General features: G+C 69.1%; 23 protein-coding genes. 14 read left to right on the forward strand and 9 right to left on the reverse strand.

Annotation, left to right across the window (positions count from 1 at the left end; translation table 11 throughout):
- The first annotated feature begins 2 nt into the window (after nt 1–2).
- The 6 genes from ACVN9Z_RS03885 to phbB are packed head-to-tail and all read left to right on the forward strand — an operon-like array spanning nt 3 to nt 7,725.
- Nucleotides 3–1,511: an efflux transporter outer membrane subunit gene (locus ACVN9Z_RS03885; protein WP_458213139.1), complete on the forward strand. Its 1,509-nt coding sequence runs from the start codon at nt 3–5 to the stop codon at nt 1,509–1,511.
- A complete protein-coding gene (locus ACVN9Z_RS03890; protein WP_006385833.1) occupies nt 1,508–2,575 on the forward strand; it encodes an HlyD family secretion protein in 1,068 nt (355 codons plus the stop codon). The genes ACVN9Z_RS03885 and ACVN9Z_RS03890 overlap by 4 nt, the downstream gene beginning before the upstream one ends.
- Nucleotides 2,575–5,328: a ribosome-associated ATPase/putative transporter RbbA gene (rbbA, locus tag ACVN9Z_RS03895; protein ID WP_458213140.1), complete on the forward strand. Its 2,754-nt coding sequence runs from the start codon at nt 2,575–2,577 to the stop codon at nt 5,326–5,328. The genes ACVN9Z_RS03890 and rbbA overlap by 1 nt, the downstream gene beginning before the upstream one ends.
- Before the next feature lie 3 nt (nt 5,329–5,331).
- Nucleotides 5,332–6,459 (forward strand): ABC transporter permease, encoded by a 1,128-nt coding sequence (locus tag ACVN9Z_RS03900; RefSeq protein WP_024070454.1) that lies wholly within the window; start codon nt 5,332–5,334, stop codon nt 6,457–6,459.
- Nucleotides 6,460–6,506: 47 nt separating this feature from the next.
- Nucleotides 6,507–6,989, forward strand: coding sequence for a hypothetical protein (locus tag ACVN9Z_RS03905; protein ID WP_458213141.1), 483 nt, complete (start codon nt 6,507–6,509; stop codon nt 6,987–6,989).
- A complete protein-coding gene (phbB, locus tag ACVN9Z_RS03910; RefSeq protein WP_458213142.1) occupies nt 6,979–7,725 on the forward strand; it encodes an acetoacetyl-CoA reductase in 747 nt (248 codons plus the stop codon). Before ACVN9Z_RS03905 ends, phbB begins: the two co-directional genes overlap by 11 nt.
- 32 nt (nt 7,726–7,757) lie before the next feature.
- On the opposite strand, the gene ACVN9Z_RS03915 is transcribed toward phbB, so the two are convergent.
- Nucleotides 7,758–8,654 carry a LysR family transcriptional regulator gene (locus tag ACVN9Z_RS03915; RefSeq protein ID WP_458213143.1) on the reverse strand — a complete coding sequence of 299 codons (897 nt, stop codon included), beginning with the start codon at nt 8,652–8,654 and terminating at the stop codon, nt 7,758–7,760.
- Between the two features lie 143 nt (nt 8,655–8,797).
- On the opposite strand from ACVN9Z_RS03915, the gene ACVN9Z_RS03920 reads away from it, so the two are divergent.
- The 8 genes from ACVN9Z_RS03920 (at nt 8,798) to ACVN9Z_RS03955 (ending at nt 16,168) form a co-directional block, all read left to right on the forward strand.
- Nucleotides 8,798–9,661 carry an EamA family transporter gene (locus ACVN9Z_RS03920; RefSeq protein WP_020926252.1) on the forward strand — a complete coding sequence of 288 codons (864 nt, stop codon included), beginning with the start codon at nt 8,798–8,800 and terminating at the stop codon, nt 9,659–9,661.
- 131 nt (nt 9,662–9,792) lie between these two features.
- The gene (locus ACVN9Z_RS03925) at nt 9,793–10,479 is read left to right on the forward strand and encodes an alpha/beta hydrolase (protein ID WP_020926251.1); all 687 of its coding nucleotides are present in this window, start codon (nt 9,793–9,795) and stop codon (nt 10,477–10,479) included.
- A 311-nt stretch (nt 10,480–10,790) separates the two neighbouring features.
- Nucleotides 10,791–12,227 carry a cytochrome ubiquinol oxidase subunit I gene (locus ACVN9Z_RS03930; RefSeq protein ID WP_054448326.1) on the forward strand — a complete coding sequence of 479 codons (1,437 nt, stop codon included), beginning with the start codon at nt 10,791–10,793 and terminating at the stop codon, nt 12,225–12,227.
- A gap of 4 nt (nt 12,228–12,231) precedes the next feature.
- Complete coding sequence (gene cydB, locus ACVN9Z_RS03935) at nt 12,232–13,239, forward strand: cytochrome d ubiquinol oxidase subunit II (protein WP_006385823.1); 1,008 nt, start codon at nt 12,232–12,234, stop codon at nt 13,237–13,239.
- Nucleotides 13,239–13,379, forward strand: a complete 141-nt coding sequence (locus ACVN9Z_RS03940) for a DUF2474 family protein (protein ID WP_020926249.1) — start codon at nt 13,239–13,241, stop codon at nt 13,377–13,379. The genes cydB and ACVN9Z_RS03940 overlap by 1 nt, the downstream gene beginning before the upstream one ends.
- Nucleotides 13,380–13,404: 25 nt before the next feature.
- Entirely contained in the window at nt 13,405–14,814 is a 1,410-nt protein-coding gene (locus ACVN9Z_RS03945; protein WP_020926248.1) for an aminotransferase-like domain-containing protein, read from the forward strand.
- Between the two features lie 103 nt (nt 14,815–14,917).
- Entirely contained in the window at nt 14,918–15,637 is a 720-nt protein-coding gene (locus ACVN9Z_RS03950) for a hypothetical protein (RefSeq protein WP_054484752.1), read from the forward strand.
- Nucleotides 15,638–15,691: 54 nt separating this feature from the next.
- A complete protein-coding gene (locus ACVN9Z_RS03955; RefSeq protein WP_024070459.1) occupies nt 15,692–16,168 on the forward strand; it encodes a hypothetical protein in 477 nt (158 codons plus the stop codon).
- A gap of 39 nt (nt 16,169–16,207) precedes the next feature.
- Here ACVN9Z_RS03955 and ACVN9Z_RS03960 read toward each other — a convergent pair whose 3' ends face one another.
- The 8 genes from ACVN9Z_RS03960 to ACVN9Z_RS03995 all read right to left on the reverse strand — a co-directional run bounded on the left by ACVN9Z_RS03960 (nt 16,208) and on the right by ACVN9Z_RS03995 (nt 26,198).
- Nucleotides 16,208–17,185, reverse strand: a complete 978-nt coding sequence (locus tag ACVN9Z_RS03960) for a Bug family tripartite tricarboxylate transporter substrate binding protein (RefSeq protein WP_024070460.1) — start codon at nt 17,183–17,185, stop codon at nt 16,208–16,210.
- A 90-nt stretch (nt 17,186–17,275) separates the two neighbouring features.
- Complete coding sequence (gene tcuB / locus ACVN9Z_RS03965; protein ID WP_006385813.1) at nt 17,276–18,481, reverse strand: tricarballylate utilization 4Fe-4S protein TcuB; 1,206 nt, start codon at nt 18,479–18,481, stop codon at nt 17,276–17,278.
- Entirely contained in the window at nt 18,468–19,901 is a 1,434-nt protein-coding gene (gene tcuA / locus ACVN9Z_RS03970) for an FAD-dependent tricarballylate dehydrogenase TcuA (protein ID WP_020926245.1), read from the reverse strand. Before tcuA ends, tcuB begins: the two co-directional genes overlap by 14 nt.
- Before the next feature lie 145 nt (nt 19,902–20,046).
- Nucleotides 20,047–20,973 (reverse strand): LysR family transcriptional regulator, encoded by a 927-nt coding sequence (locus ACVN9Z_RS03975; RefSeq protein ID WP_054505298.1) that lies wholly within the window; start codon nt 20,971–20,973, stop codon nt 20,047–20,049.
- A gap of 120 nt (nt 20,974–21,093) precedes the next feature.
- On the reverse strand, nt 21,094–21,993 hold the full coding sequence (locus ACVN9Z_RS03980) for a c-type cytochrome (RefSeq protein ID WP_458213144.1): 900 nt from the start codon (nt 21,991–21,993) through the stop codon (nt 21,094–21,096).
- Complete coding sequence (locus ACVN9Z_RS03985; protein WP_458213145.1) at nt 21,986–23,338, reverse strand: c-type cytochrome; 1,353 nt, start codon at nt 23,336–23,338, stop codon at nt 21,986–21,988. The genes ACVN9Z_RS03980 and ACVN9Z_RS03985 overlap by 8 nt, the downstream gene beginning before the upstream one ends.
- Nucleotides 23,339–23,593: 255 nt before the next feature.
- Nucleotides 23,594–24,292 (reverse strand): glutathione S-transferase N-terminal domain-containing protein, encoded by a 699-nt coding sequence (locus ACVN9Z_RS03990; RefSeq protein ID WP_054516012.1) that lies wholly within the window; start codon nt 24,290–24,292, stop codon nt 23,594–23,596.
- 232 nt (nt 24,293–24,524) lie between these two features.
- On the reverse strand, nt 24,525–26,198 hold the full coding sequence (locus tag ACVN9Z_RS03995; protein ID WP_429942121.1) for an HAL/PAL/TAL family ammonia-lyase: 1,674 nt from the start codon (nt 26,196–26,198) through the stop codon (nt 24,525–24,527).
- Nucleotides 26,199–26,232 lie beyond the last annotated feature (34 nt).

Genomic DNA, 26,232 nt, shown 5'->3' on the forward strand with positions numbered 1-26,232 from the left:
GCATGACCCGCCGTCCCCTTGCGCGATGGCGCGCCGCCCGGCTGGCGCCGGCCGCCCTGGCCGTACTGCTGGCGCAAGGCTGCGTGTCGATGGCGCCGCAATACGTCCGGCCCACGGCGCCAGTGGCGGCCGTCTATCCCGGCCAGGCCGCCGCGCCCGACGCCTCGCTGCCAAGCGCGGCGCGGGTCGACTGGCGCGGCTACTTCACCGATCCCGTGCTGCAAGGCCTGATCGGCGACGCCCTGGCGCACAACCGCGACCTGCGCACGGCCCTGTTGCGGGTCGAGGAAGCGCGGGCCCTCTACGGCATCCAGCGCGCCGACCAGTTCCCCACGATCGGCGCGCAGGCGGACGGCAGCCGCGGCCGCACGCCCGGCGACCTGAACCTCACCGGCCAGCCGCAGGTGGCCAGCCAGTACCAGGTCGGCGTGGGCATGGCGGCCTGGGAACTGGACTTCTGGGGCCGCGTGCGCAGCCTCAAGGACGCCGCGCTGGAGAACTACCTGGCCTCGGACGCCGCCGCCGAAGCCGCCACGCTGAGCCTGATTGCGCAAGTGGCCGACAGCTACCTGACGCTGCGCGAACTGGATGAGCGGCTGGCGCTGACGCGCGCCACCATCGCCTCGCGCGAGGAGTCGCTGCGCATCTTCCGCCGGCGCTATGAGGTAGGCTCGATCTCGAAGCTGGACCTGACCCAGGTCGAGACGCTCTGGCAACAGGCGCGCGCGCTTGGCGCCGACCTGGAACAGGCCCGCGCCACGCAGGCCCATGCGCTGGAACTGCTGACCGGCCAGCCGCTGGCGCAGCCGCTGCCGCGCGCCGGCCTGGACGACGACAGCGTCATGCGCGACCTGCCGGCCGGGCTGCCGTCGGACCTGCTGACCAATCGGCCCGACATCGTCGCCGCCGAACACCAGCTGCGTGCCGCCAACGCCAACATCGGCGCGGCGCGCGCCGCCTTCTTTCCGCGCATCACGCTGACGGGCGCGTTCGGCAGCGCCAGCGCCGAACTGGACGGCCTGTTCGGCGGCGGCAGCCGCGCCTGGAATTTCGCGCCCAGCATCAACCTGCCGATCTTCGACGCGGGACGCCGCGGCGCCAACCTCGACCTGGCCGAGGTGCGGCGTGACCAGGCCGTGGCCAGCTATGAACGCGCCATCCAGGGCGCCTTCAAGGATGTCGCGGACGCCCTGTCGGCGCGCCGCTGGCTGGCCGAACAGGTGCAGGTATTGCGCGCCACCGTGGACGCGCAGAGCGAACGCGCGCGGCTGGCCAAGCTGCGCTACGACCACGGCGCCTCGCCCTATCTGGAGGTACTGGACGCGCAGCGCGACCTCTTGGCCGCCCAGCAGACGCTGGTGCAGACCCGCCGCGCGCTGCTGTCGGCCCGTGTCGGCCTGTACGCCGCGCTGGGCGGGGGCACGCAGGCGCGCGCCGCGCCGCCCGCCCCACCCGGAGCCCAGCCCGCCCCCGCCGCTCCCGCGCCGCTCAACACAGGATCCGCATCATGAAGCTGTCCACCCGAAAACTGATTCCCCTGCTCGCGATCGTGGCCGTGGCGGCCGCCGGCTACTACGGCTGGCGCATGCTGTCCGACACCGGCCCGGGCGCGGGCTTCGTCAGCGGCAACGGCCGCATCGAAGCCACCGAGGTCGACGTCGCCACCAAGCTGGCCGGGCGGGTGCAGGACGTGCTGGTGGCCGAAGGCGATTTCGTCAGCGCCGGCCAGCCGCTGGCCCGCATGCAGATCGACACGCTGCAGGCGCAGCGCGAGGAAGCCCGCGCCCAGCACCAGCAGGCCGTCAACAATGCCGCCAGCGCCGGCGCGCAGGTGGCGCAACGCGAAAGCGACAAGCTGGCCGCCGAGGCCGTGGTGGTGCAGCGCGAAAGCGAGCTGGACGCGGCGCGCCGCCGCCTGGCGCGTTCCGAGACGCTGTCGCGCGAAGGCGCCTCGTCGATCCAGGAGCTGGACGACGACCGCGCCCGGGTGCGCAGCGCGCAGGCCGCCGTCAACGCCGGGCGCGCCCAGGTCAAGGCGGCACAGGCCGCCATCGACGCCGCCAAGGCCGCCCAGGTTGGCGCCCAGTCCGCAGTCAACGCCGCGCTGGCCACCATCGCCCGCATCGAGGCCGACATCGCCGACAGCGAACTGCGCGCCCCGCGCGACGGCCGCGTGCAGTACCGCGTGGCGCAGGCCGGCGAAGTGCTGGGCGCGGGCGGCAAGGTGCTGAACATGGTCGACCTGGCCGATGTCTACATGACCTTCTTCCTGCCGGAGCAGGCGGCCGGCCGCGTCGCCCTGGGCCAGGACGTGCGCATCGTGCTGGACGCGGCGCCGCAGTATGTGATTCCGGCCAAGGTGTCGTTCGTGGCCAGCACCGCGCAATTCACGCCCAAGACGGTCGAGACGGCCACCGAGCGCCAGAAGCTGATGTTCCGCGTCAAGGCGCAGATCGCGCCCGAGCTGCTGCGCCAGCATCTGCGCCAGGTCAAGACCGGCCTGCCGGGCGTGGCCTGGCTGAAGCTGGACGCCGACGCGCAATGGCCCGCCAACCTTGAAGTCAAGGTGCCGTAATGACCGCGACCACGACGGCCTCCCCCGCCCCGGTGGTCAAGCTGTCGGGGGTGTCGCTGCGCTACGGCAGGACGCTGGCGCTGGATGGCATCACGCTCGACATTGCCGCCGGCCGCATGATCGGCCTGATCGGGCCGGACGGCGTGGGCAAGTCCAGCCTGCTGGCGCTGATCGCCGGATCGCGCGCGGTGCAGGAGGGCACGATCGAGGTGCTGGGCGGCGACATGGCCAGCAAGCGCCATCGGGACGACGTCTGCCCGCGCATCGCCTACATGCCGCAGGGCCTGGGCAAGAATCTCTACCCCACCCTGTCGGTGGAAGAGAACCTGCAATTCTTCGGCCGCCTGTTCGGCCATGGCGAGGCCGAGCGCCGCCGCCGCATCGACAGCCTGACCCGCAGCACCGGCATGGCATCGTTCCTGTCGCGCCCGGCGGGCAAGCTGTCCGGCGGCATGAAGCAGAAGCTGGGCCTGTGCTGCGCGCTGATCCACGATCCCGACCTGCTGATCCTGGACGAGCCCACCACCGGCGTCGACCCGCTGGCGCGGGCGCAGTTCTGGGACCTGATCAACCAGATCCGGCGCGAGCGCCCGGGCATGAGCGTGATCGTCGCCACCGCCTACATGGACGAGGCCCAGCGCTTCGACTGGCTCATCGCCATGGACGAAGGCCGCGTGCTGGCTACCGGCACCCCTGACGAACTGCGCCAGCGCACCGGCACCGGCTCGCTGGAAGCCGCCTTCATCGCGCTGCTGCCCGAGGAAAAGCGGCGCGGCCACCAACCCGTCGAGATCACGCCGCTGGCGCTGGACGAAGACGCCACCATCGCCATCGAGGCGCGCGACCTGACCATGCGCTTCGGCGACTTCGTCGCGGTGGACCATGTCAATTTCCGCATCCGCAAGGGCGAGATCTTCGGCTTTCTCGGATCCAACGGCTGCGGCAAGTCGACCACCATGAAGATGCTGACGGGCCTGCTGCCGGCCAGCGAAGGCAAGGCCTGGCTGTTCGGCGCCGAAGTCGACCCGCGCAACATCGACACGCGCCGCCGCGTCGGCTACATGTCGCAGGCGTTTTCGCTCTATGGCGAACTGACCGTGCGGCAGAACCTGGTGCTGCACGCGCGGCTGTTCCATGTGCCCGAGGCCGACATCCCCGGCCGCGTCGCCGAGATGGCGGCGCGCTTCGGCCTGGGCGATGCGCTGGAGGAACTGCCCGAGAACCTGCCGATGGGCGTGCGCCAGCGCCTGTCGCTGGCGGTGGCCATGGTGCACAAGCCTGAACTGCTGATCCTGGATGAGCCGACCTCGGGCGTGGACCCGGTGGCGCGCGACAACTTCTGGCGCCTGCTGATCGCGCTGGCGCGGCAGGACCAGGTCACCATCTTCATCTCGACGCACTTCATGAACGAGGCGCAGCGCTGCGACCGCATGTCGCTGATGCACGCGGGCAAGGTGCTGGTGAGCGCCTCGCCCGACGAGATCACCCGGATGCGCGGCGCCAAGACGCTGGAGGAAGCCTTCATCGCCTACCTGGTCGATGCGGGCGCGGGCACGGCACCCGACGCGGCGCGGGATGTTGAGCAGGCGCCTGTCGCGCAGCCGCCGGTAGCCGCGCACGAGCCGCGCGGCTTCAGCATGCAGCGCATGTTCAGCTACATGTGGCGCGAGGCGCTGGAGCTGCGCCGCGACCCAGTGCGCGCCACCCTGGCGCTGGCCGGTTCGCTGCTGCTGATGTTCGTGATGGGCTTTGGCATCAGCCTGGACGTGGAAGACCTGCGCTACGCGGTCATGGACCGCGACCAGACCACGCTGAGCCAGAACTACAGCCTGAACCTGGCGGGCTCGCGCTACTTCATCGAGCAGCCGCCGATCAGCAGCTACCAGGACATGGACGCGCGCATGCGCAGCGGCGAGCTGTCGCTGGCGATCGAGATTCCGCAGGGGTTCGCGCGCGACGCCGAGCGCGGCCGCAACGCGCAGGTCGGCGTCTGGATCGACGGCGCCATGCCGCAGCGCGCCGAGACCATCCGCGGCTACGTGCTCGGCATGCACCAGGGCTGGCTGCAGCAGCAGGCGCGCGAACGGCTGGGCGCCGCCGCCACGCAGGCGGTCGGCATCGAGACGCGCTTTCGCTACAACCCCGACGTGCGCAGCCTGCCGGCCATGGTGCCGGCCGTGATCCCGCTGTTGCTGCTGATGATGCCGGCCATGCTGACCGCGCTGGCGGTGGTGCGCGAGAAGGAGCTGGGCTCGATCATCAATCTGTACGTCACGCCGGTGACGCGGCTGGAATTCCTGCTGGGCAAGCAGGCGCCCTATGTGGCGCTGGCGATGCTGAACTTCCTGTTGATGACGCTGCTGGCGGTGACGCTGTTCGGCGTGCCGATCACCGGCAGCTTCACCACGCTGCTGGCGGCCGCGCTGATCTACAACGTGGTGGCCACCGCCATCGGCCTGCTGGCCTCGACCTTCACCCGCAGCCAGATCGCGGCGCTGTTCTTCACCATGATCGGCACGCTGGTGCCGGCGGTGCAGTTCGCCGGCCTGCTCAATCCGGTGTCCTCGCTGGAAGGCGCCGGCAAGCTGATCGGCCAGGTCTACCCCGCCACCCACATGCTCACGATCAGCCGCGGCGTGTTCAGCAAGGCGCTGGATTTCTCCAACCTGCAGGGTTCGTTCTGGCCGCTGCTGATCGCCATTCCGGTGATCCTGGGCGCCTCGGCGCTGCTTCTGAAAAAGCAGGAGACCTGAACCATGCCGCGACATGCCGCCAATATCTTCCGCCTGGGCGTCAAGGAACTGTGGAGCCTGGCGCGCGACCCGATGATGCTGGTGCTGATCTTCGTGTCGTTCACGCTGATGATCTACACGGCCGCGACCGCCGTGCCCGAGTCGCTGCACAACGCGGCCATCGCGGTGGTGGACGAGGACGTCTCGCCGCTGTCCGCCCGCATCACCTCGGCGTTCTACCCGCCGCACTTCACCCGGCCGGCGATGGTCACGTCGGCCGAGGCCGACGCCGGCATGGACGCCGGGCGCTACACCTTCGTGGTCAACGTGCCGCCGAACTTCCAGCGCGACGTGCTGGCCGGCAGGCCGGCCGAGATCCAGCTGAACGTGGACGCCACCCGCATGAGCCAGGCGTTCACCGGCAGCAGCTACATCCAGCAGATCATCACCGACGAGATCAACGAATTCGTCAAACGCTACCGCAAGCCGACCGAGCTGCCGGTGGACCTGGCGGTGCGCATGCGCTTCAACCCCAACCTGACGCAGGCCTGGTTCGGCAGCCTGATGGAGATCATCAACAACGTCACGATGCTGTCCATCATCCTGACGGGCGCGGCGCTGATCCGCGAGCGCGAGCACGGCACCATCGAGCACCTGCTGGTCATGCCTGTAACACCGACCGAGATCATGCTGGCGAAAGTCTGGTCCATGGGGCTGGTGGTCCTGGTGTCGGCTGGGCTATCGTTGACATTCGTCGTGCGTGGCCTGCTGCACGTGCCGGTCGAGGGATCGGTGGCGTTGTTCCTGGCCGGGGTGGCGCTGCACCTGTTCGCGACCACCTCCATGGGCATCTTCATGGCCACCCTGGCGCGCAGCATGCCGCAGTTCGGCATGCTGCTGGTCCTGGTGCTGCTGCCGCTGCAGATGCTGTCCGGCGGCACCACGCCGCGCGAAAGCATGCCGGACTTCGTGCAGAACATCATGCTGGCCGCCCCCACCACCCATTTCGTGGAACTCGGCCAGGCGATTCTCTTTCGCGGCGCCGGCCTGGGCGTCGTATGGCAACCGTTCCTGGCGCTGGCGCTGATCGGCAGCGTCCTGTTCGCCTTCTCGTTGACCCGTTTCCGCAAGACCCTCAGCCAGATGGCGTGAGGCCTGTGCATTCGTTGCCCCTTACCACTCTCTTAAAAGGACGCATCATGAAGAAGACCACCGGGAAGACCACCGCTTCCACGCCCCAGGACCTCGCGGGCGCCAACGCCGCCTACTGCCAGCGCCTGGCTGAACTGGCGCGTGAAAGCCAGCAGCGCTGGCTGCAGCTGGGCCAGCGCCTGACCAGCGACGGCACCGGCCAGTACCTGTCGACGCTGGCGCCGCTCAAGCTCGACGGCAACTGGCAGAACATCGCCCCCGCGCTGGGCGAGGTCACGCGCAAGCAATGGCAGTGCCAACTCGAAGCCAGCCAGGCCATCACCCATGCCGCGCTGGAAGACCAGGCGGCGCTGGCCGCCGGCGTCAGCGAGGCCGTCAGCGGCTGGCTGCGCAACGCCTCGGCGGCGGCCAGCGGCGGCCTGGCCGATTCGCCGCTGACGCGCATGTGGTCGTCGTATTGCGACCAGATGACCTCGGCCTGCTCGGCCATGCGCGAAGCGAGCCAGTTCGGAGCGCGCCATGGCGACTAAACGCACCGCGCTCGTCACCGGCGGCACCGGGTGCCTGGGCCGCGCCATCGCCCGGGCCCTGCTCGATGCCGGCCACGACGTCATCGTCACGTGCCACTCCAGCGAAGCGGCCACGCGCGAATGGCTCGACGAGGAGGCGGCCGCCGGCCGCCGCTACGACATGGTCAAGGTCGACGTGGCCGACTACGACGCCTGCCAGGCGCTGGCGCGGCGCCTGGCCGACGACGGCCGCCAGATCGACATCCTGGTCAACAATGCCGGCATCACGCGCGACGCCAGCCTGCGCAAGATGAGCTACGAGAACTGGAACGACGTGCTGCGCAGCAACCTCGATTCGATATTCAACATGACGCAGCCCCTGTGCGGGCCGATGGCCGACCGCGGCTGGGGACGCATCGTCAACATCTCGTCGGTGAATGGCTCCAAGGGTGCCTTCGGGCAGACCAACTACGCCGCGTCCAAGGCCGGCATCCACGGCTTCACCAAATCGCTGGCGCTGGAACTGGCCAGGAAGGGCGTCACGGTCAACACGGTGTCGCCGGGCTACCTGGCCACGCGCATGGTCGAGGCCGTGCCGGAAGACGTGCTCAAGGAGAAGATCCTGCCGCAGATTCCGCTGGGCCGGCTGGGCCAGCCCGACGAAATCGCCGCGCTGGTGGCGTTCATCTGCAGCGATGCGGCGGCGTTCATGACGGGAAGCAATGTCGCCATGAACGGCGGACAGCACATGTATTGACGCGGATCGCGCGCTGCGGCGCCGCCGGCGGTTCAGGCCGCCGGCGGCGCCAGTTCCTCGACCAGGAAGTCCACCAGCGCCCGCACTTTCGCCACCATGTGGCGCCGCGACGGATACACCACGTACACGTCCGTCTCCACCGGCGTCCAATCCGTCAGCACCTGGCGCAAGGCGCCGATCTCCAGGTCGGCCTGCACGTAGACCCGCGGCACCAGGCTCACGCCCAGGCCGGCGCGCAACGCGTCGCGCACCGCCAGGCTGGAATTGACCTTGTAGCGCCCGCGCACCTGCACGCGTTCGACCTGGCCGGCGCGCTGGAAGGTCCATTCGTCGGCATGCCCCGACAGGGTGAAACGCACGCATTCCAGGCGCCGCAGGTCGGCGGGCGCCTGTGGCTCGCCATGTTGGCGCAGGTAGGCCGGCGCGCCGCACAGCACATGCTCCAGCGTCATCAGCTTGCGCGCCACCAGGCTGGATTCCTCCAGCCTGTCGCTGCCGCGGATGGCCACGTCGAAGCCTTCCCGGATCAGGTCGATGCGGCGATCCTCCAGGTGCAGGTCCAGCGACAGGCGCGGATGGCGCGCCAGGAAACGCGGCATGGCGGTCGCCAGCAGCGTCAGGCTCAGGGACATGGGCGCGCTGACCCGCAGCGTGCCAGTGGGTTCCTGCTGCAGCGGCCCCATCGACATGTCGGCATCGTGCAGGTCGTCGAGGATGCGCGCGACCTGCTCGTAGTACTGCCTCCCCGCCTCGGTCAGGCTCATGCGGCGGGTGGTGCGGTTCAGCAGGCGCACCGCCACATGCGCCTCCAGTTCGGCGATGTTCTTGCTGACGGCGGCGGGCGACAGCCCGAGCTGGCGCGAGGCCGCGGCGAAGCCGCCTTGCTCGACCACGTGGCGAAAGACCCTGAGCGCGGTGAGGTGGTCCATGAACGGGCCGTTTATTGTTTACCAGCAGTGAATGATGTCACCATCAGAATGGATATTATCGTATCGGCGCTAATCAATTAGCCTGTCGGTTTCGAAGTCGTCGGCCGGCCATCGTGGCGACCGACGGCCACCAGGAACCCGCAATGAGCCGCAGCACCGACCTGCTTCTGACCGCCACCGCCCCCGCCATCTGGGGCAGCACCTACGTCGTCACCACCCTGATGCTGCCGCAGGGCTATCCCCTGACCGTGGCGATGCTGCGCGCCCTGCCCGCCGGCCTCCTGCTGCTGCTGGCGGTGCGCCAGATCCCGCACGGCATCTGGTGGCTGCGCAGCGCGATCCTGGGCGCGCTGAACTTCTCCATCTTCTGGGCGCTGCTGTTCGTGGCCGCCTACCGCCTGCCGGGCGGCGTGGCGGCGACGCTGGGCGCGATCCAGCCGCTCATCGTGATCCTGCTGGCGCGCGCCCTGCTGGGTACGCCCGTGCGCGGCCTGGCGGTGCTGGCGGCGCTGGCCGGCATCGGCGGCGTGGCGCTGCTGGTGCTGGGCCCCAAGGCGGCGCTGGATCCGGTGGGCGTGGCCGCAGGCCTGGCCAGCGCCGCGTCGATGGCGCTGGGCACCGTGCTGAGCCGCCGCTGGCAGCCGCCGGTGTCGGCGCTGGCCTTCACCTCCTGGCAATTGACCGCCGGCGGCGCGCTGCTCCTGCCCGTCGCCTTGCTGGCCGAGCCGGCGCTGCCGCCGGTGACCACGCTGAATGTGCTGGGCATTGCCTATCTGGGGCTCATCGGCGCGGCGCTGACCTATGTGATCTGGTTCCGGGGATTGGCGCGGCTGGAACCCGCGGTGGTGTCGTCGCTGGGCTTCCTGAGCCCGGTATCGGCCGTTCTGCTGGGCTGGGCCTTGCTCGACCAACGCCTGAGCGCGGCGCAAATGGCGGGGATGGTGATCGTGGTGGGCAGCGTGTGGCTGAGCCAGCGGGTGCAGCGGCGGGCGCTGGCAACGCCCTGACCATACGCTCAACGCCTGCCAGCCTCACAATCGACATAGTGGTATCCATCGATAACAAACGCGCGAAATCCCGTGACGGGGCGCCCCGCGCCGTAGCATGATCGTGGCTCCTCTACTTCGGGAGATCCACCATGGGCAGCACACCGACCATCATTCTGGCGCATGGATTCTGGGGCGGCGCCGCCCACTGGAGCCGGGTCATCCTGGCCCTGGCCAAACTGGGACACAAGGATCTGCACGCGGTGGAACTGCCGCTCACCTCGCTGGCCGACGACGCCGAACGCACCCGCAAGATGGTTGCGCAACAGGCGGGCCCGGTGCTGCTGGTGGGCCACTCCTACGGCGGCGCGGTCATCTCCGAAGCGGGCAACCAGCCCAACGTGACCGGGCTGGTCTACATTGCCGCGTTCGCGCCCGATGCCGGCGAAAGCCCTGGCGGCATCACCGAACAGCATCCGCCCGTCGCGGCACCCAACCTGGCGCCCGACAGCGATGGCTATCTATGGCTGCGCGCCGATAAATTCCACGAGAGCTTCTGCCAGGACCTGGATGCCGACGACGCGCTGGTCATGGCGGTGACGCAGAAGGCGCCGCTGGCCAGCACCTTTGCCGACCAGGTCAGCGACCCCGCCTGGCGCCACAAGCCGTCGTGGTATCAGTTGTCCACCGAGGACCGCATGATCGCCCCGGCGAACCAGGAAAGGATGTCGGCCCGGATGCAGCCGCGCAAGGTGCTGAAGCTGGACGCCAGCCACGCGTCGCTGGCCTCCCGTGCACAGGAGGTCGCGGCGCTGATCGACGAGGCCGCGCGCGCCTGAACCCGGCCGGGGCCGGCATCCACCCTTGCCCCGCCATGACGGCAGGATCAGGCAGCACAGCGCTTTCGCTGTGCTGCTTTTTTTGTAACGACGGGATCTGGCCCTTTTCTTGCGAAGAGCCAGTTTTCCCTATGGCGAGAGGCATGCCGCTTGCGGAAGGCCAGCAAACTGATCCGCTTTTTCCTGACGTTTCTGAATCTGTACTGCGCAGCGCCACCGGCCTATCTTGGCGCTACAGGCATCGGCCTGTCCGCGCGCGCCGCCCGGTGGCGGCAGGATCGCGCGGGCCTTGAAGTCAGGAATCACCCGCCATGGATAGCGACGCGCTACTGCTTGCCCGAATACAGTTCGGATTCACCATTTCCTTTCACATCATCTTTCCGGCCATCACCATCGGCCTGGCCAGCTACCTGGCCGTGCTCGAAGGCTGCTGGCTGCGCACCCGCAACACCGTCTACCGCGACCTCTACCACTTCTGGACCAAGATCTTCGCCGTCAATTTCGGCATGGGCGTGGTGTCCGGCCTGGTGATGGCGTACCAGTTCGGCACCAACTGGAGCTTCTTCTCCGATTTCGCCGGCAGTGTCACCGGGCCCCTGCTGGCCTACGAAGTGCTGACCGCATTCTTTCTTGAAGCGGGCTTTCTCGGCGTGATGCTGTTCGGCTGGTCGCGCGTGGGCCCGGGGCTGCACTTCTTCTCGACCATCATGGTGGCGCTGGGCACGCTGGTATCGGCCACCTGGATCCTGGCCTCCAACAGCTGGATGCAGACTCCCGCGGGCTACGAGATCCTGGACGGCCGGGTGGTGCCGACCGACTGGCTGGCGGTGATCTTCAACCCCTCGTTCCCCTACCGCCTGGCGCACATGGGCATCGCCGCGTTCCTGGCCACCGCGCTGATGGTGGGCGCGTCCGGCGCCTGGCACCTGCTGCGCGGCGACCGCAGCCCGGCGGTGAAAAAGATGTTCGCGATGGCGATGGCCATGCTGGCGATCTCGGCGCCGCTGCAGGCGGTGGTGGGCGATTTCCACGGCCTGAACACGCTCAAGCACCAGCCCGCCAAGATCGCCGCGATCGAAGGCCATTGGGAAAACGAGCCGGGCGCGGGCGTGCCGCTGACGCTGTTCGGCATCCCCGACATGGAACGCGAAGAGACCCGCTACGCGCTCAACGTGCCGCGCCTGGGCAGCCTGATCCTCACGCACAGCTGGGACGGCCAGTTCCCCGGACTGAAGTCGTATCCGCCCGAGGACCGGCCCAACGCCACCGTGGTGTTCTGGTCGTTCCGCATGATGGCGGGGCTGGGCATGCTGATGATCCTGCTAGCCGGCTGGGCGCTGTGGGCGCGCTGGCGCGGCCGCCTGTACCAGTCGCGCGCGCTGCAACGCTTCGCGCTGTGGATGGGGCCCTCCGGCCTGGTGGCGATCATGGCCGGCTGGTACGTGACCGAGATCGGCCGCCAGCCATGGATCGTCTACGGCGTGATGCGCACGGCCGACGCCGCCACCCGCCACGGCCTGGGCGAATTGACGCTGACGCTGGCGCTGTTCGTGGTGGTGTACCTGTTCGTGTTCGGCGCGGGCGTGTCGTACATGCTGCGCCTGATCCGCATGGGCCCGACCCCGGCGCCCGGCCATGCGCCGCTGTCCGGCGGCCCGGGCGAACCGCGCCAGCCGTCGCGGCCGCTGTCGGCCGCCTCCACCTCGGCGGACGCCCCGTCCGCGCAACCTGGATTCAAAGGAGCCTGACACCATGGGCATCGACCTTGCACTGATATGGGCCGTCATCATCCTGTTCGGCGTGATGATGTACGTGGTGATGGACGGCTTCGACCTGGGCATCGGCATCCTCTTTCCGCTGGTCGGCGACGCCGAGGAACGCGACGCCATGGTCAACACCGTGGCGCCCGTGTGGGACGGCAACGAGACCTGGCTGGTGCTGGGCGGCGCGGGGCTGCTGGCCGCGTTTCCGCTGGCCTACTCGGTGATCCTGAGCGCGCTGCACCTGCCGCTGGTGTTCATGCTGCTGGGGCTGATCTTCCGCGGCGTGGCCTTCGAGTTCCGCTTCAAGGCCGACCCGCGCCACCGCCCGCTGTGGGACCGCGCCTTCGTGCTGGGCTCGCTCTGCGCCACCTTCTTCCAGGGCGTGACGCTGGGCGCCTACATCGAGGGCATCCCGGTGGTCGAGCGCGCCTACCAGGGCGGACCGTGGGACTGGATCAGCCCGTTCTCGCTGTTCACCGGCGCGGGCCTGGTGGTGGCGTATGCGCTGCTGGGCTGCACCTGGCTCATCATGAAGACCGAGGGCCGCCTGCATCGCCACATGTGCGCGCTGGCGCGGCCGCTGACGCTGGCGCTGTTGGCCGTGATCGCCGCGATCAGCGCGTGGACGCCGCTGGCGCAGCCGCATATCGCGCAGCGCTGGTTCAGCCTGCCCAACATGTTCTGGTTCCTGCCGGTGCCGCTGCTGGTGGCGGCCGCCGGTATCGACCTGATGCGGCGCGTGCGCGGCAAGCCGGACGCCGGGCCGTTCGTGCTGGCGCTGTGCCTGGTGTTCCTGGGCTACAGCGGCCTGGGCATCAGCATCTGGCCCGCCGTGATTCCGCCGGACGTGTCGATCTGGACCGCGGCCGCGCCGCCGCAGAGCCTGGGCTTCGCGCTGGTCGGCGCGCTCGCCATCATTCCGATTATCCTGATGTACACCGCCTGGTCCTACTACGTGTTCCGCGGCAAGGTGCGCACCGGCGAGGCGTTTCACTGATGGCCGCGCCGAGCTCCCTGCCCTCCTGGCGCAGCCGGCTGCTGTGGCTGCTGTTGATCTGGGCCGGCGGTGTGGCGTCGCTGGGCCTAGCCGCCGGCGCGTTGCGGCTGGTGATGCGCGCCCTCGGCATGTCAACCTGAAACGCCGTCTTCTCCGGATCCCCTCATGAAACGCTACGAACGGCTGACCGAAGAGATCACCGCCTCGATCCTGTCAGGGCTGCTGCAGGCGGGCGACCGCCTGCCCTCGGTGCGCCAGACCAGCGCCAGCCGCGGCGTCAGTCCGTCGACGGTGTTCAAGGCCTACTACCTGCTGGAAGCGCGTGGGCTGATCCGCGCGCGCGACCGTTCCGGCTACTACGTGCTGCGCGCCTCGCAGGCCAGCCTGCCCGAGCCCGAAGATCTGTCCAGCGCCGCCGCCGGCCGCCATCCGGTGGACGTCAGCGACAACGTGCTGCAGGTGCTCAACGCCACCCTGCGGCGCGACATGCTGCCGTTCGGTTCGGCGTTTCCCAGCCCGTCGCTGCTGCCGTACGGCAGGCTGGCGAAATTCATGGCCGCCACCGTGCAGCAGCTGGACCCGTGGGGTTCCATCGACGACCTCAGCCCCGGCGACGCCGCCCTGCGCCGCGCCATCGCCCTGCGCTACCTGGCCGACGGGCTGACGGTGCCGGTGGACGACATCATCATCACCAACGGCGCGCTCGACGCGCTCAACCTGTGCCTGAGCGCGGTCACCCGGCCCGGCGACGCCGTAATCGTGGAATCGCCCACCTTCTACGCCGCCTTGCAGTCGCTCGAACGCAACCAGCTGCACGCGATCGAAGTGGCGACGCATCCGCGCGAGGGTATCGACCTGCAGGCGCTGGAACGGGCCATCCAGCAACACCAGCCGCGCGCCTGCTGGCTGATGACGACCTTCCAGAACCCGCTGGGCAGCCTGATGCCCGAGGCCAAGAAAGAAGCCTTGGTCGAGCTGCTGACGCGCCATGGCGTCGCGCTGATCGAGGACGACGTGTACGGCGAACTGTACTTCGGCGCCAATCGGCCGCGGCCCGCCAAGGCCTTCGATCACGAGGGCGTGGTGATGCACTGCTCGTCCTTCTCGAAGACGCTGGCGCCGGGCTACCGGGTCGGCTGGGTCGCGGCCGGACGCTACACCCGCGCCATCATGCGCAACAAGCTCACCACCAGCCTGGCCACCGCCGCGCCGACGCAGGCGGCGATTGCCGCCTACCTGTCGCAGGGCGGCTACGACCGCCACCTGCGCCAGTTCCGCCAGACGCTGGCCTTGCAGCAGGGCGAGATGCTGCAGGCGGTGGCGCGCTACTTTCCCAAGGGCACGCGCGCCACGCGGCCGCTCGGCGGCTACTTCACCTGGGTCGAACTGCCCGCGCGCATCGACACCCTGCGACTGCATCGCGCGGCGCTCGACCACGGCATCAGCATCGCGCCCGGGCCGCTGTTCTCGTCCTCCGGCGCGTTCGGCAACTACCTGCGGCTGAACTGCGGACATCCCTGGAGCGACGCGATGGAACAGGGCATGGCGACGCTGGGCAAGCTGATGGCGACATGAAATCCGCAATATTGATACAGTTGGAAACCCCGCCTCGCCGGACATCGCCTTAGAGTGCCAAGCCTTCAAATTCCAGAACGGTGCCGCGTCGCGGCCGGTTTCCATGACGGCTTCATTTCCCCGTATTCTGCCGCGCTACGCGCTGGGTTGCTACCTGGGCGCGGCGGCGCTGCTGTATCTGTTCTCCGCGCAATTGCTGGCGGCCATTGACATCTGGCTGCTGCCGCGCCGCCTGCTGGTCGAGATGCTGCGCTATCGCGCCATGTGGCTGGTCTTCTTCCTGACCTTGCCGACCGTGGGCTACCTGCTGTGGCGGGGTTCGGACCTGGTCGCGTGGTGGCGCGCGCCCGCCGCGCTGACGCTGGACGAGCGGGCGCTGCGCCTGGGTCCCCTGGCGGTACCCTATGCCGACATCGCCTCGATGCGTCATCGCCACAATCGCGACCATCTGCTGCTCACGCTGGCCGACGGCCGACGCCTGCGGCTGCGCCTGGCCATCTGGGGCGATGCCGATGCGCTGCTGGACCTGCTGGAGGCGCGCGTGGGCGGCAATCTCGAAGCCGATGCCAGGCGCCGCATCGACGCCGGCGCCACCGTCGCCTTCGGCGCCGTGGGCATGAACGCCGCCGGCCTGGTGCACAAGGGACAGCAGATCCCGTGGGCAAGCATCGACACCATCCGCACCCAATCCGACAGCGAAGGCATGGAAACCGACGAGACGCTGATCGTCGTCGCGCGCGGCAAGACCCACAGGATCGACCGCTCCGGCATCGACAACGAGCCGGTGCTGTTGGCCTGCCTGCGGCACTACCTGCCTGCCTGACTCCGAAATCCCGCCCGCGTGGCGGCCCCCTCATCCTTTGCACGCAACCCGAACATGGAAATCTACAGCTCCGCCTCGCACCAAGCCCAGACCCTGGCCGATCGCCCCGTGTACTACTCCCGCAACCGCCTCATCGCCGGCGCCGTCATCTGGACGGTGGCCGCGGTGGCGTTCGGCGTGCTGGCCGCGCGTGCCCGCGCAAACATCGGCGGGATGGCGTTCTTCGCCGCCATCGCCGCCATCGGTGTCTGGCTGGTGATCCGCTGCCTGATGCGCGCCTTCGGCCCCGCCAAGCCCGTCATCACCTTCACCCGCGACGGCCTGCGGCTGACGGACGGCACGGTGATTCCCTGGCAGGCGGTCAACGAGAACACCTACGTCAACCAGACCTACGTCGGCATTCCGATCGGCCGCCAGATCCAGCTGAAGACCTCGCTGCCGGACCGCAAGCGCGTGCTGATCCCGGCCATGGCGCTGGAGATCAGCGGCGACGAGTACCTGGCCCTGTGCGACGCCTACCAGGCGGGTTGAACGGCCATCGCCGATGCGCGGCGCGCATCGGCAACGCACTCAGTTCGCGGTGGCGCCGGAGTCCTTCACGGCCTGCGCCCAGGCCGCGATTTCCTTGTCGATGAACGCGCCGAAGGCGGCCGTGTGCAGGGTCGATGCCTGGGCCCCCTCCTCCATCAGGCGCTGCTTGACCGCCGGCGCCGCCAAGGCCCCGCCCAAGGCTTCATTCAACCGCGCCACCACCGCGTCCGGCGTCCCGGCCGGCGCCACCACCCCATGCCACGACAGGGCCTGAAAGCCCGCCAGGCCCGACTCCGCCATCGTGGGAATGTCGGGCAAGGCGGGTGAACGCTGCGGCGAGGTCACCGCCAGCGCGCGCAAGGTGCCGGCCTTGACGTGCGGCAGCACGCCCGGAATGGTGGTGAACATGAAGTCGATCTGGCCGCCGATCAGGTCGGTGATGGCAGGGCTGCCTCCCTTGTACGGCACGTGCGTGAACTGCAAGGCCGCCGCGCGCTTGAACATCTCGCCGGCAAGGTGGCCGGGCGTGCCCGCCCCCGCGGAACCCATGTTGATGCGATCACCCTGCGTCTTGATGTAGGCGATCAGCTCCGGCACGCTGGCGGCCTTCACGTTGGAGCCGACCACCAGCACATTGGGCACGGTCGCCAGCAACGTGACCGGCTTGAAATCCCTGACCGCGTCATAAGAAATGCGCGAGTACAGCGACGGGTTGATGCCATGGGTGCTGGCGGTCGCCAGCAGCAGCATGTAGCCGTCGGGCGCGGCCGAAGCCACCTGCTTGGCGGCGATGGTGCCGTTGGCGCCGCCCTTGTTGTCGATCACGATGGTCTGGCCGAGCGACCTGGCGGCTTCGGCCGCCACCGTGCGCGCCAGGATGTCGGAGGTGCCGCCGGCCGAATGCGGCACGACCAGCGTGATGGGCTTGGCGGGAAAGGGCTGCGCCTGCGCGGCCGGCAGGGCCGGCAGCAGACAGGCGGCGGCGAATGCCGCGCGGGCAAGGCGATGAGGGAACATGCAAGTCTCCTGAAGGATATTGGAATCGCGGCGCCTTCGAGGGCGCCGTCATGCGCGCATACCGCCACGGGACCGCGGCGGCGGCGCGGCTCAGTCGGCGCCCAACTTCAGCTTGTCGGGCTGGCGCTTCTCGATCGCCCACTTCAGCAACGCGGCCGAGCGATAGATACCGTGTGCGAACTTGCCATAGGGCAAGGTCAGGAACAGCGCCATCACCACGCCCAGGTGCACCGCCAGCAGCAGGGCCATGGCGCCGGTATCGCGGCCGGCCAGCAGCGCCAGGCCGGTGGCGCTGGTCAGCAACAGCAAGGCGATGAAGCCGCGGTCCATCGGCTTTTGCGCCGCGTCGCCCTGCAGCGGATGGCGCCGCAAGTTCAACCACAGCAGGCCCGCCGGCCCGATCAGCAGGCCGATGCCGCCCGCCGTGCCCAGCAGCACCGGCGCGCTCCAGAACGGATATGGCGCTTGTTCGCCCAGCAGGTAGTGGTAGAGCGTGGCCACGCAGGTGGCGGCAAAACACAGCATGAAGCCGTAGAACGTGAAGTGGTGAAAGCGCCTGCGCCACAGCGTGAAGGCGTCATCGGCGTTGTTGCAGCCCTTGCCATGGCCGCCATCCAGGTAGCGCAGGCGCAGCGCGTCGTGCGCGGCCTCGGCCACGGCCGCGCCGCTGGCCGTGCCCGGGCTGACGTCGCGCCAGAAACGCGCCGCGCCGATGGCCAGCGCCACCATGGCGAAACCGAACACCGCGCCGAACATCAGCGCCAGCGTGTTGTGGGGGAACACCGCGTAGAAATTGCCGGCCATCGGCGCGTGCAACAACCCGCCCGTCAGCATCACCGTCAATGCCAGGAACAATGCCAGCCCCGCCGCCGTGGCCAGCGACAGCGCCAGCCCGTTGCGCCGGTACAGTTTGCCCAGCGCCGCTGGAAACGCGTACTCGGTATAGGTCTGCAATCGCACCTTGGCCATGGCCTGCGGCACGTTCACCGCGAACTCGTGCGGCGGCGCGTACTGGCAGGCGTGCAGGCAGGCGCCGCAGTTGTGGCACAGGTTGGCCAGGTAGTTCAGGTCGGCCTTGCCAAACTCCAGGCGCCGGGTCATGGCCGGAAAGACGGCGCAGAAGCCTTCGCAGTAGCGACAGGCGTTGCAGATCTGCATGACGCGCGCCACTTCGGTTTCTTGCGGACTGAGCGCGGCCGCGCCGCGGCCATGCCAGCGCACCGGCCGTTCCTCCATGGCCGGCGCCGTCCGCGCAAACGATTGAGCCTCGCGGGCCAGGGTTTCAAGCTGCCGCATGCTGTGCTCCGTTGCGGTGGGTGCCGGGGGTACGATGCATGCGCTGGGCGGCTGCCGCGGCGCGGGCGCCGGCGATGCGGCCGAAGGCGGTGCCGATGGACATGCCCACCCCCGCTGTGTAGCCCTTGCCCAGCACGTTGCCGGCCATCATCTCGCCGGCCACGAACAGGTTGTCGCTGGGCGCGCCGTTGAAACGAACGGCGGCGGTCTCGTCCACCTTCAGCCCCAGATAGGTGAAGGTGATGCCCGGCCGCAGCGCGTAACCGTAGAACGGCGCGGTGTCGATGGGCCGGGCCCAGTGGGTCTTGGCGGGAGCCAGGCCCTCGGTGCGGCAGTCGTCCAGCGTCGTGTGGTCGAAGGTGCCGGTTCTACAGGCCTGGTTGTATTCGCGGATGGTGTGCTCGAACGCCACCGGGTCCAGTCCCAGGCGCCGCCCCAGTTCCGCCACGGAATCTGCGGTAACGCCGGGGAAGACCGGCGGCATGAAACGGCCCACGGCCTTGGCGTCGATGATGGAGTAGGCAATCTGCCCGGGCTGCATGGCCGTCAGGCGACCCCAGATGGCGTAGCGCTTGGGCCAGAAGTCCTCGCCCTCGTCGTAGAAGCGTTGCGCGTCGCGGTTGACCACCACGCCCAGCGAGACGCAGTCGATGCGGGTGCAGATGCCGCCGTCGTACAGCGGCGCGCGCGCGTCGATGGCCACGCAGTGCGACTGCGACGGATCGCCGATGCGGTCGGCGCCGGCGTCCAGCATGAACTTGAGCAGCACGCCCTGGTTGTAGCGGGTGCCGCGGATGAGGAAGTTGTCGGCCGGCCACTCGCCGCGTTCGTTGCGGCCCCAGGCCTCGCGCAGCCATTCGCGGTTGGACTCGAAACCGCCGGCCGCCAGCACACAGGCGCGCGCCTCGATGCGCTCGGCGCCGATGCGGGCGGCCTTGAAGCGGCCGTTCTCCAGTTCCAGCGCGTCCACCGGCGCGTCGTAGCGGATGCCCACGCCCAGGGCCTCGGCGCTGCGGTAATAGGCATTGACCAACGCCTTGCCGCCGCCCATGAAGAAGGCGTTGGTGCGGGCCACGTGCAGCGCGCCCGACAGCGGCGGCTGGAAATTGACGCCATGGCGCCGCATCCAGTCGCGACAGGTGGCGGACTCGCGGATCACCAGCCGCGCCAGTTTCTCGTCGGTCTGGCCGCCGGTGACCTTGAGCAGGTCCTGCCAGTATTCCTCTTCCGGATAGGCGTCCACCAGCACGTCCTGCGGCGCGTCGTGCATGCAGCGCAGGTTGCGCGTGTGCTGCGAATTGCCGCCGCGCCATGCGCGCGGCGCGGCCTCCAGCAGCAACACGCTGGCGCCCGCCTCGCGCGCCATCAAGGCCGCGCACAGCGCCGCATTGCCTCCGCCTATCACCAATACATCGACCATGTCATCGTTCCCGGATCAAGGAACGGACTGTAGGCCGGCGCCGCCCGCCGCGATATCAGCGCGCCGTCAACGGGTCTTCATGATTCGTGAAGAGCGGTATGCCGCCTGCGCGCGGCATCGCTCATGGGCGGCAAGCGACACCCGTTCACGACTCATGCAGCGCGGTAACGGCCCATTTGCCGTCTCGCGCCAACCTGCGCGAGACGTCGGCCAGCACCAGGCGCGCAGCCAGCGCCGCCGGCGACAGTTCGTCGTCCGACAGGCTGGCCAGCAGATTGGGCCGGAACAGGTCGGCCTCGTCGATCCGCGCCATCGCCAACTGGCCCGGCGCGATGCGCGCGGTGGCCGAGCTGGGCTGGATGGTGGCGGCGTAGCCCAGTTGCACCACGTCCATCAGCAGCGCCAGGCCATCGACCTCGGCCACCACCCGCGGCACGTGGCCCGCCTGCTGAAACGCCAGGTTGACCGAGGCGCGCAGCCCGTGGCGGCCGCCGGGCAGCACCAGCGGCAGGCCGGCGATCTCGTCCAGGCGTGTGGTGGGGCCGGCGGGCAGTCCCGGCATGTCACGCCGGGCGCATAGATAGAGGGGTTCGTCCAGCAGCGGCATAACGCTCCAGCGGCGCGCCGCCTCGGCATGGAACACGATGGCCAGGTCGAGCTGGCGGCCGTTGAGCATGTCGGCCAGATGGCCGGACAATGCCTCCACCAGATGCAGACGGATATCGGGATAGCGCTGGTTCATGGCCTGCACGAACGGCGCGCCCAGGATGGCCGCGGTGGTGGATGGCAGGCCGACGCTGACGTGACCGGCCAGGCGCGCCTGCTGCGCGGCCTGGACCGCGTCGTCGGCATGGCGCAGCGCCAACTGGGCCTGGCGGAAGAACGCCAGCCCGGCGTCGGTGGGCACCACGCCGCTGGCGCTGCGTTGCAGCAGCCGCGTGGCCAGTTCGCCTTCGAGCCGGCTGATCTGCTGGCTGAGCGCGGACGTCACCATGCCCAGCGACATGGCCGCGCGGCCGATGCTGCCGGCTTCGACGACGCGAACGAAATAACGAAGCTGGCGCAGTTCCATGGCGGGCCGGGGACGATCACGAGGGAAGACCCGCCGATTGTAGGGCGTGGAGCGCGCCATCGCCCGGCCCGGATCCGGGCCGCCCCAGACGGGACCGGCCCGCGCGTCCGGCTCGGTTGCTCAATAGCGCGCGTCCTTGGGCTTCTTGCCGTTCGGCCAGTCCTTGTCCTTGGGCGGGAAATCCGGGCGCGGCATGTGCGTGAAGTACTCGGCCACGTCCACCGCGTCCTGGTCCGACAGCACCTTGCCCTCGCCCCAGTTGCCATGGGTGTTCACGCCCATCGGCATGCTGTTGCGGATGAAGGCGGCTGCCTTGTAGGTGCGCGCCAGGCCGGCGCCAATATTGAATGATTCGTCGCCCCACAACGGCGGGAACACGATGTTGCCGGCGCGGTCGCGCTTGCCTTCGCCATTGGCGCCGTGGCAGGCCGCGCACTGCGCCGCGTACAGGGTCTTGCCGCGCGCCGCATCCGGCACCAGCTTGGTGTCGATGGGCCAGGCGTTCTTGATCTGCACTTGCGCGCCGTGCGGCACGTCCTGGGCCAGCCACTTCATGTAGGCCAGCATCGCCAGCATTTCGGGCGATTCCTTGTCCAGCGGCTTGCCGTTCATCGAGCGCTGGAAACAGCCGTTGATGCGGTCCGCCAGCGACACGACCCGGCCCGAGCGCGGATTGAACTGCGGGAACGAGTTGACCGAGTTGATGTACGGCGCGCCCAGCGGCTTCTTGCCCTGCTGCACATGGCAGCTGCTGCAATTGAGGCTGGCGCCCGTGTTGTTCGGCAACAGGCGGCGGGTTTCGTTGAGCAGGCGCTGGCCGTAGCGGATCTGTTCGGCGTTGGGTTCCTTGTCGATCGAGGTGTCGGACGGGATGGTGTAGTCGGGCAGCCGCTTGCCGTCCTTGTCGAGCACCGCGAAGGTCTTGGCCTCGCCGGCCGGCGCCGGCGGCGCCGCCAGCGCGGCCATGCCGCCCCCGGCCATCAGCGCCACCGTGGCGGCGATTTTGTACAGCTTATTCATGCTTGCCTCCCGACACGATGTTCGGCTTCTTGCTGGCCAGGAAACCACGGATGTGCGCGACCTCGTCGCTGGCGATCGGCGGCGCCTGGTTGGTCCAGGCCGTGCGGATGAAGTTGATGACGTCGGTGATGTCCTGGTCGCTCAGGTGGTTGAAGCGCGGCATGGCGAAAGCCATGGAATCGCGGTCGCTTTCGGGCATCTTGCCGCCTTCCAGCGTGATCTGGATGATGGACTGGGGGTTCTGCGCGAAGATCGCCGAGTTGCCCGCCAGCGCCGGGAAGATGCGCGGCATGCCCTGGCCGTCGGCGCGATGGCAGATGACGCAATGCTCCATGTAGATCACCGCGCCGCGCGAGTCGTAGCGGCCAGCCAGCAGGGACGCCGTGGTGTTGTCAGCCTTGGCGGGGAACACCGGCGCCTTGCCCGGCACCGGCGGCAGTTGCTTCAGGTAGGCCGCGATGCTGGCCAGGTCGTCATCGGTGAAGTGACGCGTGCTGTGCTCGACCACGTCGGCCATGGCGCCGAACACCGCGACCCTGTCGGTGCGGCCGGTCTTCAGGAACAGGGCGATGTCGTCCGCGCTCCAGGAGGCCAGGCCGCGGGCTTCGCCGCGCAGGCTCTTGGCGCGCCAGCCGTCGATCACGGCGCCGGAAAGGAAGGCGTCGCCGTCCGCCATGGACAGCGCCTTTTCCTGGTAGGCCAGGCCGCGCGGCGTGTGGCAGGCGCCGCAATGGCCCGGACCTTCCACCAGGTACGCGCCGCGCCGGACCTGCTCGTCCGCGCCCGCCGGCGCGGCGAAGTCGCGCTTGCCGGCGAACACCAGCTGCCACCAGGCCATGGGCCAGCGCATGTTCAAGGGCCACGGAATGGTGGAGTCGGCGCTGGGTTTGTCCACGGGCTCGACCTGCGACATGAAATACGCGTAGAGCGCCTGGATGTCCGCGTCGGGCATGATGGCGTACGACGGATACGGCATGGCCGGGTAGAGCGTGGCGCCATCCTTGCGGATGCCGTATTGCACCGCGTTCTTGAAGTCGGCGTAGCTGTAGGCGCCAATGCCGGTGCGCTTGTCGGGCGTGATGTTGGAGGAGTAGATGGTGCCCACCGGCGTCTGCATCGCCAGGCCGCCCGAGAACGGCTTGTCGCCCGGCGCGCTATGACAGGCAATACAGTCGGCGGTGCGCGCGATGTAGGCGCCGGCTTCGGCCAGCCGGCGGTCCTGCGGATCGACGACCGCCGTGCTGTCCGTCTTGCGGACGGTGGTCAACAGGTGGGCGCCGCCGATACCGCCGCCCAGGCCCGCCAGCGCCAATAGCGCCACCGCCTTGATCCCGAAGTGCTTCATTCCATCCCTCCGTTGCTGCCGGCCAGCGCGCACGTCGGGGTGTTCGTACTGCGTGGTCCAGCTTATGGAGGCAGCTTACGCTTTTTGGTAATAAGCATATGACCGAAAAGAATGAAAGTATCGGCGTTGTTTGATGCGGCGCAAACCGGCCCGATCCCTCAGACTAATTAACAGGGGAACGATCTCCTGAATGCGCGGATCGGGCCGCTCCGGCGGGCCGCGATGAGCCGCCGGACCGGCATCAATTGGGGGCCGTCAGGCCGGGATCGCCAGGCCCTTCACCACGGCCGGACGCGCCACGAAGGTTTCCAGCACGCGGGCCACGTTCCTGAACTGCGGAAAGTCGACCAGGTCACCCGCGCCGTAGAAGCCGATAAGGTTGCGCACCCACGGCAGGATGGCGATATCGGCAATGGTGTATTGCTCGCCCATGACCCAGTCGCGCCCATCCAGGCGCTTGTCCAGCACGCCCAGCAGGCGCTTGGATTCGGCCACGTAGCGGTCGCGCGGGCGCTTGTCCTCGTAGTCCTTGCCGGCGAACTTGTGGAAAAAGCCCAGCTGGCCGAACATCGGGCCGATGCCGCCCATCTGGAACATCACCCACTGCAGCGTTTCGAAGCGGCCGGCGGTGTCGGCGGGGATGAACTGGCCGGTCTTGCTGGCCAGGTATACCAGGATGGCGCCGGACTCGAACAGCGCCAGCGGCTTGCCGTCCGGGCCATTGGGATCGAGGATCGCGGGGATCTTGTTGTTCGGGCTGAGCGACAGGAACTCCGGGGTGAACTGGTCCTGCGAATCGAAACTGACCCGGTGCGGCTCGTAGGGCAGGCCCAGCTCTTCCAGCAGGATCGACACCTTGACGCCGTTGGGCGTGGGCAGCGAATACAGCTGGATGCGGTCGGGATGCCGGGCGGGCCATTTCCGGGTGATGGCGAACGAGTCTAGGGAGGACATGCGGGGAGCTCCTGGAGATCCGGTGGCGGTAAGGGATGACGATTGTGACAGGCGCGGCGCCTGGCTGGCGCCCCGCGCGCGTCGGGCAAATGTAGCGCAAATCGCCCGCCGCAAAGCGCCTCCAGGCCACCGCGCGGGCGGTGGCGGCGCAACGCACTGTTCCACGGGAAAAACCGCGCGCACGCCCGGGGGCATTTCCGCCGGGCGCGAGCCGATTTCCGCTGACCGCCGCTCAGCGCGCCGTATCGGCGCGCGCCCAGGCCGACTCGCCGCCACGCGCCTGGCGCAGAAAGGCCGTGGCGGTGATGACATCGGTATCATTGCGCCGGTCTTCGGCCATGTAAGGCACCTGTTTGCGGAAATCCCGCCACAGGCTGGCGGTGCCCTGGCCCAGCGCGGCGGCCGGCCCCTGTGGATAGCGCAGGTCGACCGCCTGGGCGCCGTGCATCAGTTCAACCGCCAGCAGCCGCGTCAGCGCGACGATCTGGCCCCTCACACGCAGCCCGGTCAGCGACGCGTTGGTGCCGACGTCCTCGATGTTGCCGGCCTGCGGCTGCACATCGGTCACGACCGGTCCGGCCAGGGCGCGCACGTCCGCCGCCAGCGAGGACACCGTCTTCTGGATCGGGCCATAGCCGATGGCGCCATTGCCCGGGCTGAGAAAGCGCGGCAGCCGCGTGAAGCCCGGGTCCGTCAGGCGCAGAGTGCGTTGCGCCGACAACTGCGCCACCTGCGACAGGGCGACGGCGGTGCCTTGCAGCGGCAGCACCCAGGCGCTGGGGTCGAAACCCGCGCTGGGCATCACCGCCCCGCGCACCGGTCCGTCGGTCACGTAGTACTGCGTTTCGTAGTCCGATGCGTCGGCCGCTGGCGCGGCGTCCAGCACCACGGTGGGATTGTCATCCGAACTGTTGATCTGCAATTGCAATTGGCGATCCAGCAACGCCAAAAGGTCGCGCGCCGCGCCATGCACCTGGCTCACGGTGCGAAAGCTCAGCGGATCCTGCAGCGGCCGCTGCGCATCGCGCCGCCACAGCGCGCTGCCACGCAGCAGGCCCAGCATGCGTTCGGCGGTCTGACGCTGGCCGGCGTAGGGTCGCTGCGCCTGGGCCGGCGGCAACAACGGCGCCAGGTTGCCGTCCAGGCCTTCCAGCGACAAGGCCGCCACGGCGTCGGCCTGCGCCAGCAGCGCGCGCGCATCGTGCGCGGCCAGCACCGCCAGCGCGGCGCCGTAGGCGTTGGAGCTGACCATCGCCAGCGCGTCCTTGCCGAATGGGCGCACCGGCGCCAGGCCGGCCTCGCGCAAGGCTTGCGCGGCACTCATGCGCTGGCCGCCATGCCAGGCTTCGCCCTCGCCCATCATCACCAGCCCGATCTGCGGCAGGATGGTGATGTCGGCCTGGCCGACCGAGCCCTCGCCCAGCATCACCGGCGTCACGTCGCGGTTCAGGAAGGCGGCGTATTGCTCCAGCACGGCCGGCTGCATGCCCGAACCGCCGAACAGCGCGGTGTTCAGGCGGATCAGCATGGCGGCGCGGGTCACGTCGCGCGGCGCCTCGGCGCCATAGGCCGCGCTGTGCGAATGCAGCAGGTTGCGGTTGAACTGTTCGGACAGGCGCCGCACCTCGGGCGAGATCTCGCCGCCCTGGAAGATGGTCTGGTCCTTGTTCAGGCCAACGCCCCGGTTCAGGCCATAGACCGGCTTGTCCAGGCGCGCGTAGGCCAGCAGCAGGTCGTAGGCGCGCGCCGCGCGCTGGGCAGCGGCCGGCGCGATGGCGACGGCGCAATCCTGCCGCGCCACCGCCAGCACCTGCGCCGCGGTCAGCGATTTGCCGTCCAGCGTCACGCTGCAATCGGCTGCCGCCTGCGCGGCCGTGGCCAACATCAGCGACGCCAGCAGCGCCATCCGGCCGCACGCGCGCGCCGCGCGTCGGTGGGTA

The sequence above is a fragment of the Achromobacter sp. KK8 genome, from assembly GCF_054188005.1.

Excerpts from the sequence above, each read along its gene's own strand:
- rbbA (WP_458213140.1), top strand. The coding sequence starts at position 2,575 with ATGACCGCGACCACGACGGCCTCCCCCGCCCCGGTGGTCAAGCTGTCG.
- cydB (WP_006385823.1), top strand. The coding sequence starts at position 12,232 with ATGGGCATCGACCTTGCACTGATATGGGCCGTCATCATCCTGTTCGGC.
- ACVN9Z_RS03995 (WP_429942121.1), bottom strand. The coding sequence starts at position 26,198 with ATGGCGCTGCTGGCGTCGCTGATGTTGGCCACGGCCGCGCAGGCGGCA.
- ACVN9Z_RS03905 (WP_458213141.1), top strand. The coding sequence starts at position 6,507 with ATGAAGAAGACCACCGGGAAGACCACCGCTTCCACGCCCCAGGACCTC.
- ACVN9Z_RS03915 (WP_458213143.1), bottom strand. The coding sequence starts at position 8,654 with ATGGACCACCTCACCGCGCTCAGGGTCTTTCGCCACGTGGTCGAGCAA.
- ACVN9Z_RS03925 (WP_020926251.1), top strand. The coding sequence starts at position 9,793 with ATGGGCAGCACACCGACCATCATTCTGGCGCATGGATTCTGGGGCGGC.
- ACVN9Z_RS03955 (WP_024070459.1), top strand. The coding sequence starts at position 15,692 with ATGGAAATCTACAGCTCCGCCTCGCACCAAGCCCAGACCCTGGCCGAT.
- tcuA (WP_020926245.1), bottom strand. The coding sequence starts at position 19,901 with ATGGTCGATGTATTGGTGATAGGCGGAGGCAATGCGGCGCTGTGCGCG.
- tcuB (WP_006385813.1), bottom strand. The coding sequence starts at position 18,481 with ATGCGGCAGCTTGAAACCCTGGCCCGCGAGGCTCAATCGTTTGCGCGG.
- ACVN9Z_RS03930 (WP_054448326.1), top strand. The coding sequence starts at position 10,791 with ATGGATAGCGACGCGCTACTGCTTGCCCGAATACAGTTCGGATTCACC.
- ACVN9Z_RS03950 (WP_054484752.1), top strand. The coding sequence starts at position 14,918 with ATGACGGCTTCATTTCCCCGTATTCTGCCGCGCTACGCGCTGGGTTGC.
- ACVN9Z_RS03920 (WP_020926252.1), top strand. The coding sequence starts at position 8,798 with ATGAGCCGCAGCACCGACCTGCTTCTGACCGCCACCGCCCCCGCCATC.
- ACVN9Z_RS03945 (WP_020926248.1), top strand. The coding sequence starts at position 13,405 with ATGAAACGCTACGAACGGCTGACCGAAGAGATCACCGCCTCGATCCTG.
- ACVN9Z_RS03960 (WP_024070460.1), bottom strand. The coding sequence starts at position 17,185 with ATGTTCCCTCATCGCCTTGCCCGCGCGGCATTCGCCGCCGCCTGTCTG.
- phbB (WP_458213142.1), top strand. The coding sequence starts at position 6,979 with ATGGCGACTAAACGCACCGCGCTCGTCACCGGCGGCACCGGGTGCCTG.
- ACVN9Z_RS03975 (WP_054505298.1), bottom strand. The coding sequence starts at position 20,973 with ATGGAACTGCGCCAGCTTCGTTATTTCGTTCGCGTCGTCGAAGCCGGC.
- ACVN9Z_RS03980 (WP_458213144.1), bottom strand. The coding sequence starts at position 21,993 with ATGAATAAGCTGTACAAAATCGCCGCCACGGTGGCGCTGATGGCCGGG.
- ACVN9Z_RS03940 (WP_020926249.1), top strand. The coding sequence starts at position 13,239 with ATGGCCGCGCCGAGCTCCCTGCCCTCCTGGCGCAGCCGGCTGCTGTGG.
- ACVN9Z_RS03885 (WP_458213139.1), top strand. The coding sequence starts at position 3 with ATGACCCGCCGTCCCCTTGCGCGATGGCGCGCCGCCCGGCTGGCGCCG.
- ACVN9Z_RS03900 (WP_024070454.1), top strand. The coding sequence starts at position 5,332 with ATGCCGCGACATGCCGCCAATATCTTCCGCCTGGGCGTCAAGGAACTG.
- ACVN9Z_RS03985 (WP_458213145.1), bottom strand. The coding sequence starts at position 23,338 with ATGAAGCACTTCGGGATCAAGGCGGTGGCGCTATTGGCGCTGGCGGGC.
- ACVN9Z_RS03890 (WP_006385833.1), top strand. The coding sequence starts at position 1,508 with ATGAAGCTGTCCACCCGAAAACTGATTCCCCTGCTCGCGATCGTGGCC.
- ACVN9Z_RS03990 (WP_054516012.1), bottom strand. The coding sequence starts at position 24,292 with ATGTCCTCCCTAGACTCGTTCGCCATCACCCGGAAATGGCCCGCCCGG.